Source organism: Haloarcula sp. 1CSR25-25 (assembly GCF_032027985.1).
Taxonomy (GTDB): Archaea; Halobacteriota; Halobacteria; order Halobacteriales; family Haloarculaceae; genus Haloarcula.
In genome coordinates, this window is record NZ_JAHYBW010000015.1 from 1 (window position 1) to 16132 (window position 16132).

15 protein-coding genes and 1 pseudogene are annotated in these 16132 nt (G+C 62.1%); 7 read left to right on the forward strand and 9 right to left on the reverse strand.

Annotation, left to right across the window (positions count from 1 at the left end):
- Both KZ498_RS24105 and KZ498_RS24110 read right to left on the reverse strand, forming a co-directional pair.
- Window positions 1-316: YeeE/YedE family protein (locus tag KZ498_RS24105; protein ID WP_396276201.1), on the reverse strand; the 316-nt coding region annotated here is incomplete at its 3' end.
- Between the two features lie 8 nt (window positions 317-324).
- Window positions 325-1566 carry an MBL fold metallo-hydrolase gene (locus KZ498_RS24110; protein WP_312622211.1) on the reverse strand — a complete coding sequence of 414 codons (1242 nt, stop codon included), beginning with the start codon at window positions 1564-1566 and terminating at the stop codon, window positions 325-327.
- Window positions 1567-1816: 250 nt separating this feature from the next.
- Between KZ498_RS24110 and KZ498_RS24115 the strand changes: the two genes are divergently transcribed.
- Window positions 1817-2062, forward strand: coding sequence for a sulfurtransferase TusA family protein (locus tag KZ498_RS24115; RefSeq protein WP_312622214.1), 246 nt, complete (start codon window positions 1817-1819; stop codon window positions 2060-2062).
- A gap of 2 nt (window positions 2063-2064) precedes the next feature.
- Complete coding sequence (locus KZ498_RS24120; RefSeq protein WP_312622216.1) at window positions 2065-2652, forward strand: DsrE/DsrF/DrsH-like family protein; 588 nt, start codon at window positions 2065-2067, stop codon at window positions 2650-2652.
- Window positions 2653-2829: 177 nt separating this feature from the next.
- Here the strand turns inward: KZ498_RS24120 and KZ498_RS24125 are convergent, their stop codons facing one another.
- On the reverse strand, window positions 2830-3948 hold the full coding sequence (locus tag KZ498_RS24125) for an aminotransferase class V-fold PLP-dependent enzyme (RefSeq protein WP_312622218.1): 1119 nt from the start codon (window positions 3946-3948) through the stop codon (window positions 2830-2832).
- Window positions 3949-3964: 16 nt separating this feature from the next.
- Window positions 3965-4303: a thioredoxin family protein gene (locus KZ498_RS24130; protein WP_312622219.1), complete on the reverse strand. Its 339-nt coding sequence runs from the start codon at window positions 4301-4303 to the stop codon at window positions 3965-3967.
- 388 nt (window positions 4304-4691) lie between these two features.
- Between KZ498_RS24130 and KZ498_RS24135 the strand changes: the two genes are divergently transcribed.
- From KZ498_RS24135 to KZ498_RS24150, 4 genes and pseudogenes are all read left to right on the forward strand, one after another.
- A complete protein-coding gene (locus KZ498_RS24135) occupies window positions 4692-4970 on the forward strand; it encodes a hypothetical protein (RefSeq protein ID WP_312622220.1) in 279 nt (92 codons plus the stop codon).
- A 79-nt stretch (window positions 4971-5049) separates the two neighbouring features.
- Window positions 5050-5859 (forward strand): annotated as a pseudogene (locus KZ498_RS24140) (IS5 family transposase); the annotation flags it as partial.
- A gap of 100 nt (window positions 5860-5959) precedes the next feature.
- Window positions 5960-6622: a bacterio-opsin activator domain-containing protein gene (locus tag KZ498_RS24145; RefSeq protein ID WP_312622221.1), complete on the forward strand. Its 663-nt coding sequence runs from the start codon at window positions 5960-5962 to the stop codon at window positions 6620-6622.
- 75 nt (window positions 6623-6697) lie between these two features.
- On the forward strand, window positions 6698-7030 hold the full coding sequence (locus KZ498_RS24150) for a hypothetical protein (RefSeq protein WP_312622223.1): 333 nt from the start codon (window positions 6698-6700) through the stop codon (window positions 7028-7030).
- Window positions 7031-8003: 973 nt separating this feature from the next.
- Here the strand turns inward: KZ498_RS24150 and KZ498_RS24155 are convergent.
- The 5 genes from KZ498_RS24155 to KZ498_RS24175 form a co-directional block, all read right to left on the reverse strand.
- Window positions 8004-10598, reverse strand: coding sequence for a PAS domain S-box protein (locus tag KZ498_RS24155; protein ID WP_312622224.1), 2595 nt, complete (start codon window positions 10596-10598; stop codon window positions 8004-8006).
- Window positions 10599-10818: 220 nt separating this feature from the next.
- Window positions 10819-12279, reverse strand: coding sequence for a carotenoid oxygenase family protein (locus KZ498_RS24160; protein ID WP_312622225.1), 1461 nt, complete (start codon window positions 12277-12279; stop codon window positions 10819-10821).
- Between the two features lie 108 nt (window positions 12280-12387).
- The gene (locus KZ498_RS24165; RefSeq protein ID WP_312622226.1) at window positions 12388-12867 is read right to left on the reverse strand and encodes a metal-dependent hydrolase; all 480 of its coding nucleotides are present in this window, start codon (window positions 12865-12867) and stop codon (window positions 12388-12390) included.
- A 43-nt stretch (window positions 12868-12910) separates the two neighbouring features.
- Window positions 12911-13120, reverse strand: coding sequence for a hypothetical protein (locus tag KZ498_RS24170; protein ID WP_312622228.1), 210 nt, complete (start codon window positions 13118-13120; stop codon window positions 12911-12913).
- A gap of 25 nt (window positions 13121-13145) precedes the next feature.
- Window positions 13146-15116 (reverse strand): aldo/keto reductase, encoded by a 1971-nt coding sequence (locus tag KZ498_RS24175; RefSeq protein WP_312622229.1) that lies wholly within the window; start codon window positions 15114-15116, stop codon window positions 13146-13148.
- Window positions 15117-15205: 89 nt separating this feature from the next.
- Between KZ498_RS24175 and KZ498_RS24180 the strand changes: the two genes are divergently transcribed.
- Window positions 15206-16075, forward strand: a complete 870-nt coding sequence (locus KZ498_RS24180; protein ID WP_396276208.1) for a hypothetical protein — start codon at window positions 15206-15208, stop codon at window positions 16073-16075.
- Window positions 16076-16132: the final 57 nt, after the last annotated feature.

Consider the following 16132-nt stretch of genomic DNA (forward strand, 5'->3'; position numbering starts at 1 on the left):
GGAGTCGCCACGGCTGGACGTCTGTGGTCCATGCGCCGCCCTGGTAGACGACTGCGTACACAGCCGCACCGAGGACGATGCCAAGCGTGAACACGACCCGCCAGTCACGGGAGCCGACGTACCGCTGGAACCGGGACTGGTCTGAAACGTACGAGAGCGTCGACTCCAGGAACGTGCTCGCGCCGGCAGGGATACCAGTGCCAACGTAGATGACGACAGTTCCGAGCCCGACGAGTAGTCCACCGACGGCGTAGCGACTGATGCCGTTCGGGAACAGTTCGGCGGTTGCCTGCAGTGGGAGTGCCTCAATGACCATTGGCGTGATTAGTCACCCGCAAGGGATTCCTGGCTGGCCGCGCAGTTGTTCGGCCCGAGTTCCAGCGTGAACGCTTCCTCGTCGTCGACGGCGTTCTGCCCGAGGTTCGTCGCGATTATCTTCTCGTAGTTGGCCGGCCGCGGCGGCATGTCCGAGAGAATCAGTTCCACGAAGGCGTCTTCGTCCATCGTGAGCGCCTCCATCTCCGCGACGAGCTCTCCGATTGGTGCCGTGTAGGTGCCGTCTTCGGCGGGCTCGGCCGCGTCGCTGAAGTGCGCACCACCGATGAGCGTGTCATCGGGCAGGGTCAGCACCCGCTCCTGAAGGGACTCGTAGAGCATCCGGGCAGCGTCGGGTGCGCCGTCGTCGCCCTCTTCAAGGTCCGGGCGGGCGACGCTCTCGATGAAGAGTCCATCACCAGTTGCGAGCAGGCTACCGTCGACGAGATACGAAGTCATCCCGGTCGTGTGGCCGGGCGTGGAGACGGTTTCAATAGTCGCGTCGCCGACGCCGAACGTGTCGCCGTCAGCCGCTGTCGTCAGGTCGTCAGCGTCCTGCCGAGCTTGCGAGGCAGGGCTCGCGGAGCTTTGCTCCGCGGCGTAGGTGACGCCGCGGTCGACGGCGGCCTCCGGGATGACGCCCTCGACGCCCTCCGCGTCGAGATTGCGAACGCCGGAGATGTGGTCGGCGTGGATGTGCGTATCAAATGCGTACTGTAGCTCCACGCCGAAATCCTCCGCATCTTGCAGATAGCGGTCGGTGAACGCCCGCAGCGGGTCGATGACTGCGGCCTCGCCGTCGTGATAGAGCAGATAGCCGAGACAGCCCGAGGAGGGCCGCTGGTACTGCAAGAGCGTGCCAGCGCCGTCGTAGCGCTCGACCTCGACGGCTTCGTAGATGCTCGCCCAGCCGTTCATGCCGTCTTCGAGATGGTCGACGTCGTAGCCGCGCTCCGCGAGCGTGCCCGCGACGTACTCGCTGGCGCCACCTTTGGCACACAGGACGGTCACTTCGCGGTCGTCGGGAATCTGACCGAGGACGTCGTCGTCGATGTCGTCCTCGAGGAACTCGAAGTACGGGATGTTGATCGACGTGACGTTCGCACCGTCGATGTGCCACTCGTCGTAGTCCGATTGCATCCGAGTGTCGAGGAGCGTGACGTCCTCGCCGGCGTCGATGCGGTCTTTGAGCGATTCTGGGTCCGTTGATTCCACGGCAACGTCCGGCGTCGGAAAGTCGTCGGCGTTCATATTGTGCACTCGTTCCTACCGGTCGGACGCACAAAAGCATTTGCATAGTAATTCACACTATAAACAATACTATCGGCCGAAGTCAGCTGTTCAGAGAGAGTAGAACGACACCTGAGCGACCGTCAGACCTCGAAACGGGTTTCTCGAGATCGAGGTGTTGTTTGTAGTGTGTACAAGAACCGACAATCTTTTACTTGATTGGGTGGTATTGTGTGATAACTCCAAGACAGACCAACGGAGTACACAACCAATGAACGCTGAATTCGACATCGCGGAGACGCTCGACGTGAAAGGTGCATCGTGTCCCATGCCAGTGGTGAAGACGAAATCGGCCATCGACGACCTCGACGTCGGCGACGTCCTCGAGGTACTGGCGACCGACCCCGGGAGTATGAGCGACATCGACGGCTGGGCCGCCGGAACCGAGGGTGTCGAACTCCTCGCCCAGAAAGAAGGCGACGACCTGTACAAACACTACGTCCGCAAGACCGAGTAACGATGAGCACGGACACACCCGACGCGGACGGGGCCGACAAGCCATCCGACGACCCGCCCTCGCGTGCGGAGCTGGCCGCCCGCGTCGACGAGTTGGAGGCAGCTCTGGCGGAGGCCACCAGCGAGGACGACACGAAGAAGATGAGCATCATCGCGACGAAAGGCACCCTGGACATGGCGTACCCGCCGCTGATCCTCGCCAGCACGGCGGCCGCGTTCGGGTACGAGGTGACAGTGTTCCACACGTTCTGGGGATTGGACATCCTCCACGAGGAACGCTCGAAGAACCTCAAACTCAGCTCCGTCGGCAACCCGAACATGCCGATGCCGAACGCCGTGGCCGCGATTCCCGGCATGGACCGCGTGACGACGAAGATGATGGAAAAACGAATCGCGGACAACGACACCGCCACCATCCAGGAACTGCTGGAGACGAGCCTGGACATGGGCGTGGAGTTCCAGGCCTGCCAGATGACCATCGACCTGATGGACTACGACGAGGACGACTTCTACGACGGCGTCACCACCGGCGTCGGCGCCGCGACAGCGCTGCAGGACATGGCCGACGCCGACATCCAGCTTCTCGTCTGAAACGACGAACCACCTTTCGAAACAGCCAGCCTCCCGGAGTGTCAGCGCTATCGCCGAAAGGGAGTGTCAACCCCACTCGCCCCTGATTCGCCGTTCTCTGAGGTTGTCGGGCCGAACGTGCTCGAAACGCTGATAGAAGAGCCGACTCCGGCCGCTACCCTCTAAGAGCCAGACAGTTCAGACCCATTCTGTCTCGAGAGCGTCGAGCAAGCGATCGATCTCGGTCTGGGTGTTGACTGCGTGGACCGATACTCGGATCGCGTTCGGTGCCGGCAGCGCACGGACGACGATTCCGTCCGCGGCGAGGCATTCGACCGTCGCTTTAGGGTCGTCGACGTCGACCGTCACCAGGCCCGACTCGGGCGTCGCAGGACTGTCGAGTCGGTCGTCGGGGATACCGTCGGCCAGCCGTCCAGTCAACTGGTGAATCCGGTCCGCGATGTGGTCGATTCCGATCTCGTCGATCACATCGATTGCCTCGGCCAGAGCGACGTGCGGGGCAGGATTCGAGGAGCCAATCTCGAATCGCCGAGCACCCGCCACGAACTCGTAGGGGTCCGCAATCGGCGTCTCGACGCTTCGATAGCCGACCGTCCTGGGTTCCAGGGTTTCGGCGACGTCACGGTCGACGTAGAGGAACCCACCGCCCCACAGCCCCATGAGCCACTTATGTCCCGCCGCTGCGACGACGTCTGCATTCCATTCGGTGACGTTCATCGGTAGCTGTCCGGGTACCTGCACGGCGTCGACGAGCGCGAGCGCGCCGGCCTCGTGGGCGATTGCGACGAGTTCGGCGACAGGTAACCGCGTCCCGTGGGTCCAGGTCACCGCGCTGAAACACGCCAGACGTGCGTCATCGACCGCTTCGGCGAACGCGTCAGCATCGACGCGGCCGTCCTCGGTCTCGACGACGCGAACGTCGACGCCCTCCCGTTCCAGCCGTTGCCACGGGAGCGTCCCGGCCGGGTGTTCGAGGTCCGTACGGACGACAGTGTCACCGGGCTGCCAGTCGATCGCGTTCGCGACGGCGTTGATACCCGCGGTCGTGCTCTCCGTGAGTGCGATTTCGTCGGTGTCCGCCCCCACGAAGTCGGCAACGCGTTTTCGCGTGCGGTCGTACGCCTCGAACGCTACGTCATAGGGGTCGTTTCGAGCGTTCGTCTCGTACTCGTGTGTCTGGACGAACTCGTCGGCGGCCTCGACGACGTACCGCGGGCTCGGACCGTGAGCACCGAAGTTCAGGTAGATATCCTCGTGTAGCGCAGGCGTGTCAGCGCGTAGTTCATTCGGAGTCATCTGTCGTCTCTGACGGTCAGTCATTGTATCTGCTGATCAACTCGCGGAGTGACTGTTCGGTCTGTCCTCCTCGTAGCTGTTTCACCGGCTGTCCGTCCACGAACACGACGAACGTCGGCGTGCTCTGGGCACCGAACTCGACTGCGGTTTCGAGATGCGACTCGATGTCGACCGTCAGTACGGTCGCGTCGGTATCGGCGGCGATCGTTTCGAGGACCGGTTTCATCCGCTGGCAGACGCCACACCACGCTGTATAAAACTCCGCGAGGGCGACGCCATCGGTTTCTACGACCGCCTCGATGTCGTCATCGCCGAGGGAAACCACGCTGTCCAGTTCAGTTGTCTGTGTTTCCATCATCACTACCTACGGACGAAGCAGTTAATAGTCTTGTGTATATTATACAATATAACTCTCCGCGGCCACGACGGACGACGAACCGACCGACAGATCGACCGTCCCAGTCAGGGCAACCCAGACGTGGGGGGAGTTTGGACCCGTCGAAGGTTCGATCCACGCTTCGGCCGCCGCGGGACTCTATGTGGACTGTCTCCGAGTTCTGTGGTCCCCTTCGGTCGCTCACTCTCGTGGCAAGCCTGCTGAAAAAGCGTATCTGGCCGGGGCGACGGTCGAGAGCACGTCGGTCCCGGCTGCTCATTATAGAACCTTAGAAGACAGTTCCTGTCTTTCTCAATGTAGTGGATTAGTCGCAATATTAATTCCTGCCCAGCGCGTAGACGAGTCTATGATTGATGACCAACGGAGCCGCACGGTCGGTGCAGCGATCGTACTTGTACAGGGAGTGGTGACTGCACTCTTCCCACAGATAAGTGTCAAGTTCATTAAATCTATGATCGGGAAGAACTTCGACAACGCTTCAGAACTCAAGGCGAAGCCGGCATATCGCCGACAGTTGCGCGCGGTTGGCGTTGGTATGATTGCCGCAGCCGGTACAGATCTCCTCTTGCAGAGTGCTGGGGAAACAGACGACGAACCGCCTGCAACTGAGAGAGACGGCGAGTAACGAACCGACTCGCACTGACGCATCTGTGGCGCTGTTGAAATCCGTAGTGAGTTACAGATTCAGTCAGTAGTTCGAGTAGATGCAGACTCGCCCAAAGTCACGGTTGCTCCGGGTTGTCGAGGACGCATTTGAGTTAGCGCAACGTGCCGTGGCTCGATACCCCTCGAAGTTCTCGAAACAACGCCACACGCTCCATCAGCACCCTGTGTCTCAAAGTTCGGAAGGATACCACGTATCGAACACTCCTTGATGAACGCATCGAGCTGCCCCGTATTCGGAGTGCGACCAACCTCACCGAGCTTCCTGCTCCGTCAACGCTATGCAAAGCGTTCAATAGGCTCGATATGGCTGTCTGGCGGGTGCTTCTCAAGCTCTCTGTTTCATTGCTTCCGACTAACGGTGTTGCGGGGATCGACGCCTCGGGCTTCGACCGCGGTCACGCCTCAAAACACTACACGAAACGAGCCGAGCTCACAATTCAGCAACTCAAAGTAACGCTACTGGTCGATACGAATGAGAACGCAATTCTCGGTCTACACGTGACGACGACACGAAAACACGATAGCCGGATCGCTCCGTCTTTGATCAGGCACAATCCCGAGAGTATCGGTATTCTGCTCGGTGACAAGGGGTACGACGATCAGAAAATCAGACGACTTGCCCGACAACACGAGGCTCGTCAACTGATCAGGCACCGTGAGTTCACATCGCTCCACAGGGCATGGAACGCACGCTTAGACGCGGATATCTACGGCTAGCGGAGCAATCCGAGACTGTCAACTCCTCGCTCAATCGAAAGTACGGTGCGTTTGTCCGCTCACGGCGATGGTGGAAGCAGTTCCGTGAACTCACTATCGCCTGTCTCGTTCATAATATCGACCGATCACTCCCAACGGTCAATACAGTGGTTGCGTCTACCGGCGGAGATGTCTCCTCAGTCGAGGTTGACAGGCGTCAGCCATAGATGACTGGCTCCCCTTTGATTACTCATGAGCGTCATCTTGGAATTCACCGTGGACAACGACCAGTTCATCCTCGGCCACGTGCTGTCGGGACCGCCGAGCATGGACATCGAACTTGAGCGAGTTGTTCCCACGGGAGATGCCATACTGCCGTTTCTGTGGGTCGAAGGCGATGATTACGAGGCCTTCAAGGAAAAAGTACTCGCGTCGGACAGTGTCGATGACATCGTTGCACTCGACAACGTCGAGGACGGGACCCTCTATCGGATTACGTGGCGAGGCGACCACAAAGATATCATTCGAGGCATCACCGAGGCAGAAGGTACAGTTCTGGAGGCGTTCAACACTGACGACGGTTGGGAGTTCCACATTCGCTTCAACGACCACGACAGACTCTCGAAGTTCTACAACTACTGTACAGACCAGAACATCGGCATTCACATCACCCGAACCTATACGCTGACCGAGCGGACCGAGAGCGTCAAGCAGTTCGACCTCTCCAACGAACAGCGGGAAGCCCTCATCCTCGCCCTTCGAGAAGGCTACTTCGACACGCCGAGTCAGGTAAGCCTGAGTGAACTCGCCGACGAACTTGGCATCACCCAACAAGCCATATCGAACCGAATCCGTCGGGGGAACAAGCAAGTCCTTTCCGAATCCCTCCTCACGTCGGCGACGGACCTGGAGTAACCTGACGCCTTTTTAAAACCGTTGTCCGAACAACAGTGTGGGCTTTTTGCACTTGACACTGCGCTACAGCCAAGGATGGAAACCGCTACTCTTGAGGCCGAGTTCGAACCAGAGACAGTCGACCGGATACTGTCGGTACTCGCTCACAAACCCAACCGGGGCGTCCTGAACTACTTCCGCGAGTCATCCGAATCCCTTGCTTCGTTGGACGAGCTTGCCGACTACGTCGCCACCAAAGAAACCAGCAGTGACCTCGAATCGCCGGAGCAAGTTGCTGTTTACCTTCATCACGCCGGACTACCGAAGATAGCAGACGCAGGTATCCTCGATTACGACCCACGGACTAAGACCGTCCGAAGTCGGGACCATCCGCTGCTGGAGTCCAGTGAACTGCTTGAGGTGGCATAATGGAGATGGTGATGTGTCGGTCTTGCGGAGAGTTCACAACGGCCTTGATCGAAGACAGCAAGCGGGTCCCAATGGCGGATGAGTGCCCCGAGTGCGGGGGAACGGCGTTCAAGGATATACACGAGGACCGCACAATCGAGGCTGGCGACGAGGATTAGCTTGGCCGTGGAATCGCCGGTCCGCGGGGCGACAGGTCCCTCAACGGTGGTCCCCGAGTCGGACCACCTCTCCGGCCCTCACTCCTCTCCTTCACTGACCACTGGTCCCACCTCGTTATTGATACGTAATCTCCATCGACCGGGTGTTTCGGTCAACATCGTGCCTGAAGAAGAGGATTTCAACAGGGCCGCATCTGTTTAATTGCAATTCGAAGAGAACCGGTTCGAAACAGTCACACAGTCCAGACTCCCGTTTTCGACTGGATGGCGGGTGTGGTGGCGTCTGGAGTTCTATCGGGGCGTCAGCGGTTTGAATCTGATTTTGCAGTGAATAAAATCAAAGCGTCGCCTGACAGCACCCGTCGTCCGCCGACACTGGCTACCCCGCCCGTATACAAAACGCCAGAATAAACATACATTCCTGTGATGAATGGTCTATTCTCTCTTTAACTGGACAATTAAATGAGTTGGAACCCAAAATATTAAAACAATGTATCGCAATACTACACCACATGAAGAAACAGCTGCAAAGAGCACTACAATCGATACCTGTCCCCCGAGATGATCGTGATACGGGGCTCGATGCCTGTACGGAATGTGGTGGACCGTCTCTACCAGGTGCCGGCCGCTGCACTGACTGTTTGGAAGCCTGAGCTCTTTTCAGTTGCACAGCGGACCTACAACCGGGTACGTCTGTCAGCTATCCGCATATTGTTAGCCGGTGACGCCGGCACCGCCGTTTTTAAACAGGACAGGGTCTTGGTCGGTGGTTCCCGAGAGACCTTGGTAGTGTACCTGACCGACGTATCGGCCAGTCAACGATTTGCCTGCTCGACGTCGGTAATCTCGACCCGCGCCCCACCCGCCCTACTCTCGGTGACCGTAATATCCCATCCGTGTGCGTCGATGATCTCCTGTACGATGTTCAGTCCGAAGCCAGTCCCGTCATCCGCGGTCGAATACCCGGCCTGGAACACCTCACCGCGTGCGTCCGTTGGGATGCCCGGGCCGTCATCGGCGATGTAGAAACCGTTTCTCTCATCCAGGTCGTCGATGGAAACCGTGACTCCTTCGCCACCGTGTTCGACCGCATTTCGCATCAGATTCTCCAGTAGTTGCTTCAGCCGACTCGGGTCCGCCCGGAGTGTTTGCGTCGTCTCGGTCACGAGTGTCGCCTCGTCCGTCTGGACGGTCCGCCAACAGTCCTCGGCCGTGTCAGCGAGATCAACTGCCCGCGGTGCATCGACCTGTGGCCCCTCTCGTGCGAGCGCCAGGACCTCGTCAATGAGTGTCTCCATCCGGGCATGTGCCCGAGCAATATCGTCGAGATGGTCGTTATCGCACTCCGTTTGCACCAGTTCCAAGCGGGCCGTCGCCACGCTCAACGGGTTGCGAAGGTCATGAGAGATAATGCTGGCAAATTTATCGAGCCTGTCACGCTCTCGTTGCAGCCGCTGTCGCTGCTCGATGTGGTCAAATGCGGTCTCGACATTGGCCGTGAACACATCCGCGAGAGCCTCATCCGTCGCCTCGAAAGCGTCTGGCAGTTGTGACGAGACGATGAAGACGCCGTGGTCGCCAAGCGGATAAAAACACTCACTGCGAAACGGCGTGTCAGCGGTGAACGTGTCGTCTACCTTGCGGAGGTCCGTGTAGCACTGGGCGTCACCTGACCGGTAGGCCTGTCCTGCTAGACTACCGTCGAGGGGAAGCGTTGGCGGCGTGCCATCAAGCAGGCCTCGTGTCTCGTCGGCGCAGACGGCAGGCACGAGCGCGTCCGCCTCTGGGTCGTAGAGATGGATGCTGTTCATCGGTTGTCCCAGCACCTGTGTAGCCGTCTCAGACGCTATCGTCGCCACCTCCTCGGTGGTCGTTGCCCGCATCAGATCCCGCGTCGCATCGTGTAGCTGCTCCAGCGTCTCCTCGTGTTCCTTGCGCTCGGTGATGTCGCGGATAACACAGATAATCCCGCCATCGTCAGTGATTGTGAGGGACAGTTCCTGTGGGAACGTACTTCCGTCTTCGCGGACTCCAGTCGCTTCACCGCGCCAGCTGCCGTCCTCGTACAGCGCCGGGATAATCTCGTCTTCGAAGCGAGCTACTGTCTCATCGTCGTAACACATCCGCCATGTCTCGCTCAAAAAGACCGCCGGGTCCTCGTATCCATAGATGTCAGCGTGGGCCTCGTTAACGTAGCTGTACTCACCGTCGTTGTTCAGTAAAGCCATCCCATCGATAGACGCCTCCATCGCTTTGAGATGGGTATGCAGTTTCTGTTCTCGCTGTTTCCGTTCGGTTACATCGCGGTACAGCCACAGGTTTCCCTCGCCGTCGGGCAAGCTGTACGGCACGTAATCGCGTTCGAGAACGCGTCCGTCAGCGAGCGTGAGTTCTTCGTTCTGCACCGGCTCCCGCTGTTCGATACGTTCGGTTATATCGTCGATGAATCTCCCGGGTTCGGCAAACAGGTCCTTCACTCCTTCAGCTGCCGCGTCGCAATCACGCCCGATGAGCTCATCACCGGTGAACGGCGTGCCGAGCGTCTCCCCCAACTCGTCGTTTGCCATGAGCACGTTGCGGTCGGCGTCTTCGACCAGCACACCGATGGGAAGATGCTCGATAATCGTCCGGAGAACAGTGCTTGTCCGGCCGAGCTCCCGCTCGCGCTGTTGTCGTTCGGTGATGTCCTGCACAGTACAGACGAGCTCGTCGTGATCGGTCGCGGCTACCCGGTGGTCCTCTCGAAACGTGGTTCCGTCGGCCCGGAGTCCGGTCGTCGTCCCGTGCCAGGAGCCCGTTTCCTCGACTGCTGGCAGTATCTCCTCGTGGGCGATGTCGAGGTCGTCATCGGGATAGACCACCTCCCAGTGCTCGCCGACCAACGCATCGGGTTCGTACCCGTAGAGGTCGGCATACGCTTCGTTCACGTAGCGGAAGTGTCCCTCTTCGTCGAGGATGCTGATCCCTTCGTGGGCCGTTTCGATGGCTTCGAGGTGTCGCTGATGGGCCCGTTCACTCCGTCGTTTCTCGACAGCATTGCGAATCCGGTTGGCAAGGACAGTGTACTGTCCGGTGCCAGTCTCCTTCTGGAGGTACTCGGTGACACCGGCGGAAATCGCGTCACTCGCGACCGCCTCGCTCCCTTCGCCGGTATAGAGGATGAACGGCAGGTCGGGATACTCCTCGCGTACCGCTTCAAGCAACTCGATGCCGTTCCGGCCAGGCATCTGATAGTCGCTCACGATACAGTCGAAGTCGGCCGCGGCAAGTCGTTCCAGTCCCTCGCTTGCGCTGGTCGCCGTCTCGACGCTAAACCCCTCCGCTTGCGCTGTAAGCATCTCGGCCGTCAGATCCGCGAGGTCGGGATTGTCGTCGACGTGAAGGACAGTTATCCCTGCTGTTTGACTCACGATATTGAACGATTGGAGTCACGTGACATAAGATTGGGGCGTTAATATCGAACAAAATAATAGTAATCAGTATCTACCTGGAGGAATCCTTTCGTGGGCCAGTGTCGACGCGTATACTGAGATGTGGCCGTTTGTACCTACGGCGCCACTGTCGAGCACGTCGTGGGATTACGGGCGTGTCCTCGGCCCCACAGAACGGGTGATACTGTTACCGTCGGTGTCACCGACTCGCTCGGATTTCGGGGAAGTACCGGCCGTGGAAATCAAACGGGGCTGCGTGCGGGAATGTCACGCGAGCGCGTTCCCGGAACGAGCTCCCATCGAGGACGAGTAGCCGTGACCGGTCGACCTCGGTATCGAGTGCAACCGTCAGGACGACGCCATCGTCTTCGGAGTCGGTCCCTGGGGCGGGGACGAAAATCGGCTCGCCGAAGTACTCCCCGCCGTCGTCGAAGGCCTGAACGTCGCCGCTCTGCGTGTCAAGTTTGCACACGCGGCGTGCCCACTCGGTGACCGGCGTGTCCATCCCCATCGCGTAGACGTATCGATGTGGCCGACACCAGCGTGTCGGGGCGACGGTCGGGAGCGCACTCCCGTCGGCATACAGCATTTCCCGTGACACCGTCGGGTCACCGCCTGACTGCGACGGGCCGGAAGCACCGTTCAACCGCACGACGAAGCGTTCGATGCGCCCGACGATAGCACCCATCTCACCGGCGCGAAGGTTCTCCAGGTACAGTGAATCGATAGTCGTCGCGTCGGGGACCGTCTCCAGGTCGAAGACGAGTTCGGTTCCGCCGGCCCGTTCGAACGCGTTGAGATGGTGGAACCCGAACACGGCGTCGGTCACGGGTTCGGCGACGATTTCTCCGGTCGTTCTGTCCATGACGACGACACGGGTCCCGCGGTCGGGCTCCCATTCGAACTGCTCGATAAACGGGGCCTGCCGCCCCGGCTTCAGGAATCGGAGCGGGTCGAGCCGCAGTGGGAACTCGGTCAGTACCACGTACCGGGGCGTCAGCGCGAAGCTGTGCATGTACGCCGGGCGGTCGGTCGTGACGCTCCCGACGTGACGTCGGTCGCCGGCTGGTGTCGTCGCGTGGACGTGGTACTGACTCGGTCGACCGAACTCCGTGTCGACGTTCACGAGCGTGCCTGTCGCGGGGTCGCGTTTCAGATGGGCACACGACAGTTGCCCGGTCGGGACGTCACCGCCGTACTCGACGTGGCCGGTGGTATCGAGCGTCCCCGGGTCGAACCGGACCCGTCGCGGCGATTCGGTCAATGCGACGTATTCGCCGCCGATCCGCTCGGCGATGATGTTCGTGTTGTCGTACGGCGCCCGTAGGAACGTCGCGAGGCGCGAGCGAAGCGTCGTCTCGCCGGTGGCGAACCCGCCCTCGAACGCACCGTCACGGGCCGCGTCGTAGGCGTCTGTCCGGAGGGATCGGTTCCGGTAGTGGACTGTATCGCCGTCGCCCGAGCCCGGGTCGAAGGTGAACCGATACAGCATCGCGAACCCGTCGAACCAGTGGTCGACGCTGCTGCCGCCGGGGACCGAAAACGAGCCCGGTCCGTTCCGGATGAGGGTCCCCGTGAGCCACTCGGGCAACGTCCCTCTCACGTCCAGTGAGGCGGCCGTCTCCTCGTGCAGCGAATGGAACCCCGGGTGAGCGGTCATACCAGTTTTCAGGGCCCGAATAGAGTAAGGGCTGACGCCAAAGACCGGTCGAGGGCAGTTTCTCCAGCCAACCGGTCTGACCCGTTCTCACGTGTCACGGTGAGAGGGTCAATCGACCCGGCCCCGCGAGCCGGCGCGGACTTCCCTGAGTACGGTTCTGACGACCAGCCCGGCGACAGTGAGCCAGAACGCGACTTCGAGAAAGAACGACGGGCTCCAGAGGTAGTACACGAAAAAGGACCCTGGTGGGAGCGCCAGCGGGTCCGCCGGGGAGACGACAGGCCAGAGCAGGAACACCGCGTCGCCGGGGCGGCCGTTGAGGACGACGTGGAGGGTATCGAGGGAGAGATGCAGGGCCCACCCGACTGCTGCCGACAGCCCGTCGCGTCCCGAAAGCGCCAGCGGCAGCGCCACGACGACGAGCAGGGCGGAGTGGCCGACGGAGTGATACAGGGACGTGACACCGACCATTGCCAGGGGCTTATCGACCACGTCGGGCACCGCAGTACCGACTACCAGCCACAGCGCCGACAGCCGCGACACACGCCCCAGAACCGCAGCCGCGAGCAGGTGTGTCGCAAAGAGCATACGGAACGATAGGCACGGAGACGTATCAACGCTGCCCGCCGAACTACTCGCGGGGGAGGCGACCGCGCACGACGAGGAAGTCCCGGAGAGCCACCGCCAGCGGCGGTGCGAGGACGACCGCCAAGCGCGAAGACAGGTCGACACCGCAACCACGAGAGAGGCGGCGACGAGGCCGAGCCAGTGGCGATGCCCCGTCGAGCGACCGTCCCCGTGCCTCCGTCACGGCCCTGTGGTCGATTCGACTTTCAGTCACAGTATGCTACTGCCACGTGGACCGCTCACCGCTCGAAATCCGGCTGTTGAAGCGCGTCGATCCGGGCACACGCCTCGGCGTCGAGTCGCTGTCCGGCCGCGGCGAGGTTCTCGACGATGTGGGGCGGCGTCGTACTGGAGGGAATCGGAACGACGCCCTGTGTGACGTTCCACGCCAGCACCGCTCCGGCCGGCGAGCAGTCATACGCCTCGGCGATGTCCGCCAGAACCGGTTCGTCGAGCAACCCGGGGGCCGACAGCGGCGAGTGGGCGACGACCCTGATACCCTGGTCGTGACAGTACTCGACGAGGTCGGACTGTGGCTGGTACGGATGGCGCTCGACCTGGACGAGTGCCGGCCTGACAGTCGCGGTTTCGAGGACGGTCTCCAGTTGCGCCCGGGAGACGTTACAGAGCCCGAGCGTCCGCGTCCAGCCCCGCTCGTGCAGCGTCTCCAGGTTCGCCCAGGCTCGCTGGAGCGGGACCGAAGCCGTCTCGATGTCCCCTGCCTCGTCCTCGGGGAACGTCAATGCCTCCTGCTGCTCGACCGGTTTCTCGGCCAGTCGGGCTAACGGGCCGCGGTGAGCCCACGCGCCGGGCCAGTGCAGCGCATAGCAGTCGAAGGCGTCGATGCCCAGTTCCTCGAGGCTGCCCCGACAGGCCGTCACCATATGCTCCCGCCGGTGGTTCGTGCGCCAGACCTTCCCGAGAAGGAACACCCGACGCCGGTCGGGCGCGCCCGGGGCAGCCAGGAGGCGGCCGATGCGGTGTTCGTTGCCGTACAGTTCGGCGGTGTCGAGCAGTCGGTAGCCGGCGTCGAGGGCCGCCGCGACCGAGTCCGCACGGTCGACGTACGTTCCGTCACGGTAGCGGGAACAGCCAAAGCCGATAGGCGGGAGTCGAATCGATTGCTCCCGACCGCTGTCTCGCTCCCCGTTCGGAGTGACGGTCGGCGCTGGCACGGGGTCGGCCGCCGCGCCGTAGTCTGATACGGGCACGGGCCCACCGGTCTCGGCAGCCGTCTCGATCGCGTTACAGACGGCGACAATGTGGGCGCCGCGGCGGCCCGTCTCTCGTGATGGGGACCCACGGCTGACGCTGGCCGCGAGTGACTCGACCGGGTCGAGATATCGGTACGGTCGAGTGGGGTGCTGGGCGGGGCCATCGATGTATTCGCGGCCGACGCGGCCGTACCGCACGGCGCCAGTACTGTCGGCCATCGCGCCGGTCCCACGGAGGTACAGCGACCCGTCGTCGCCGTGCAGTTCCAGCCCGTAGAACTCCCGGCTCCGGTGTGGCGCGTAGAAACTCGCGGTCAGCCGCACGGTCAGACCGCCGTCGAACGCGAGCGTCCCCTCTACGTGGCTCGGGGCGGACGGTCGCTTTGCCTCCCGCTCCGGCCAGCAATCGAGCGCAGTGGCGGTCCGGACGGATTCGACGGGGCCGAACCACGAGACCAGCAGCGCGAGCGGATAGACGCCGCCGTCGTACAGCGGCCCGATAGCGAGAAACGAGTCGGGTCGGTCGTGCCAATCGGTCACGCGGCCGACGTGAGCGTTGGCGTATCCTAGCTGGACGGGTCCCATGCGACCGTCGGCGAGCATTCGTCCGGCGCGGCGCTGTGAGGGTGCACGGGGCGTGCCAGGGGCACATCCAAGCGCCAGGTCCCGCTCCCGGGCCAGCGCCAGCAGGTCCGCGGCCGCCGACTCCGCCAGTGCCAGGGGCTTCTGGGAGTAGACGTGTCGCCCCGCTTCGAGCGCTGTTCGGGTCACCGGCGCGTGCGCGGCGTGGTTCGTCAGGTTCACGACCAGCGGCGCGTCGACGGCGGCGAGCGCAGTGTCGAGGTCAGTAAACGCCGGACAGTCGTGCTCCGCGGCGAGTGTCGTCGCCCGGTCCTCCTCGAGGTCGCAGACGCCCGCCAGCGAGAGCGGGCTGGCTGGAAGCTCGGCCGCGTACTCCGCCGCGATGCTGCCGGCGCCGACGAACAGACAGTGCACACTCGAACGGGGGCGGCCTCGCATATATATCATATCGCCAGTGGGATTTTATTCGCCGGCACCGAACACCGGACGTGACAGAACCGGGGATGAGCCGACTGGGGACGGCGTACCTGCGCGCGTTACAGGCACTGGGCCGCCGGATTCCGTACGGGACGAACGTCTACGAGCGCGAGTGGGACGTCCTCGTCGTGCTCGACGCCTGCCGAGCGGACCTGCTGCGGGCGGTCGCCCCGGACTCCGAGCTGTTCGACGCTGTATCGACTGTCCGCTCGGTCGGGAGTTCCTCCTCGGAGTGGCTCGAGAACACGTTCCTCGGTCATCCCGAGACGGCCCACACCGTCATGGTCACCGGCAACACGTGGACCGACCGGTACCTCGATGCCGACGCCTTCGCCACGCTGGACGAGGTCTGGAAGTACGCGTGGGACGAGGACCTGAACACTGTCCCGGCGAGAGCCGTCACCGACCGCGCCGTCACGCTTTCCCGCCGCCGGGCTCCCGAGCGGCTGGTCGTCCACTACATGCAACCACATCACCCGTTTGTCCCCGACCCGCTCGACGACGACGGCGGTCTGGCCCGCACCGGAACCCACAGCAACGCGGCGAACCCGTGGGTCGCGCTCCGCCGCGGCGATGTCTCGCCGGGCCGCGTCTGGGACGCCTACGAGGCGAACCTCCGGTACGTCCTCCGGGAGGTCGGGGCACTCGTCGAGAACGTCGACGGTCGAATCGCCGTCACCGCCGACCACGGCAACCTCTTCGGGGAGTGGGGGCTGTACGGGCACCCGATGCACACGCCGGTGCCGACGCTGCTGGCGGTGCCGTGGGCCGAAACCACCGGCGTCGACCACGGGCGCCGTGACCCCGACCTGAGTCCGCCCGAGCCGCTACCGGTTTCGCGCGTCTATGGCGCCGAGGGCGACCGGGACCGGCTCGATGCACTCGGGTATCTGTAGCCGTTCGTGAGGTACTTTTTAGTCAGAGAAAGCCTGGGTTAGTGACGTGTATCTCCG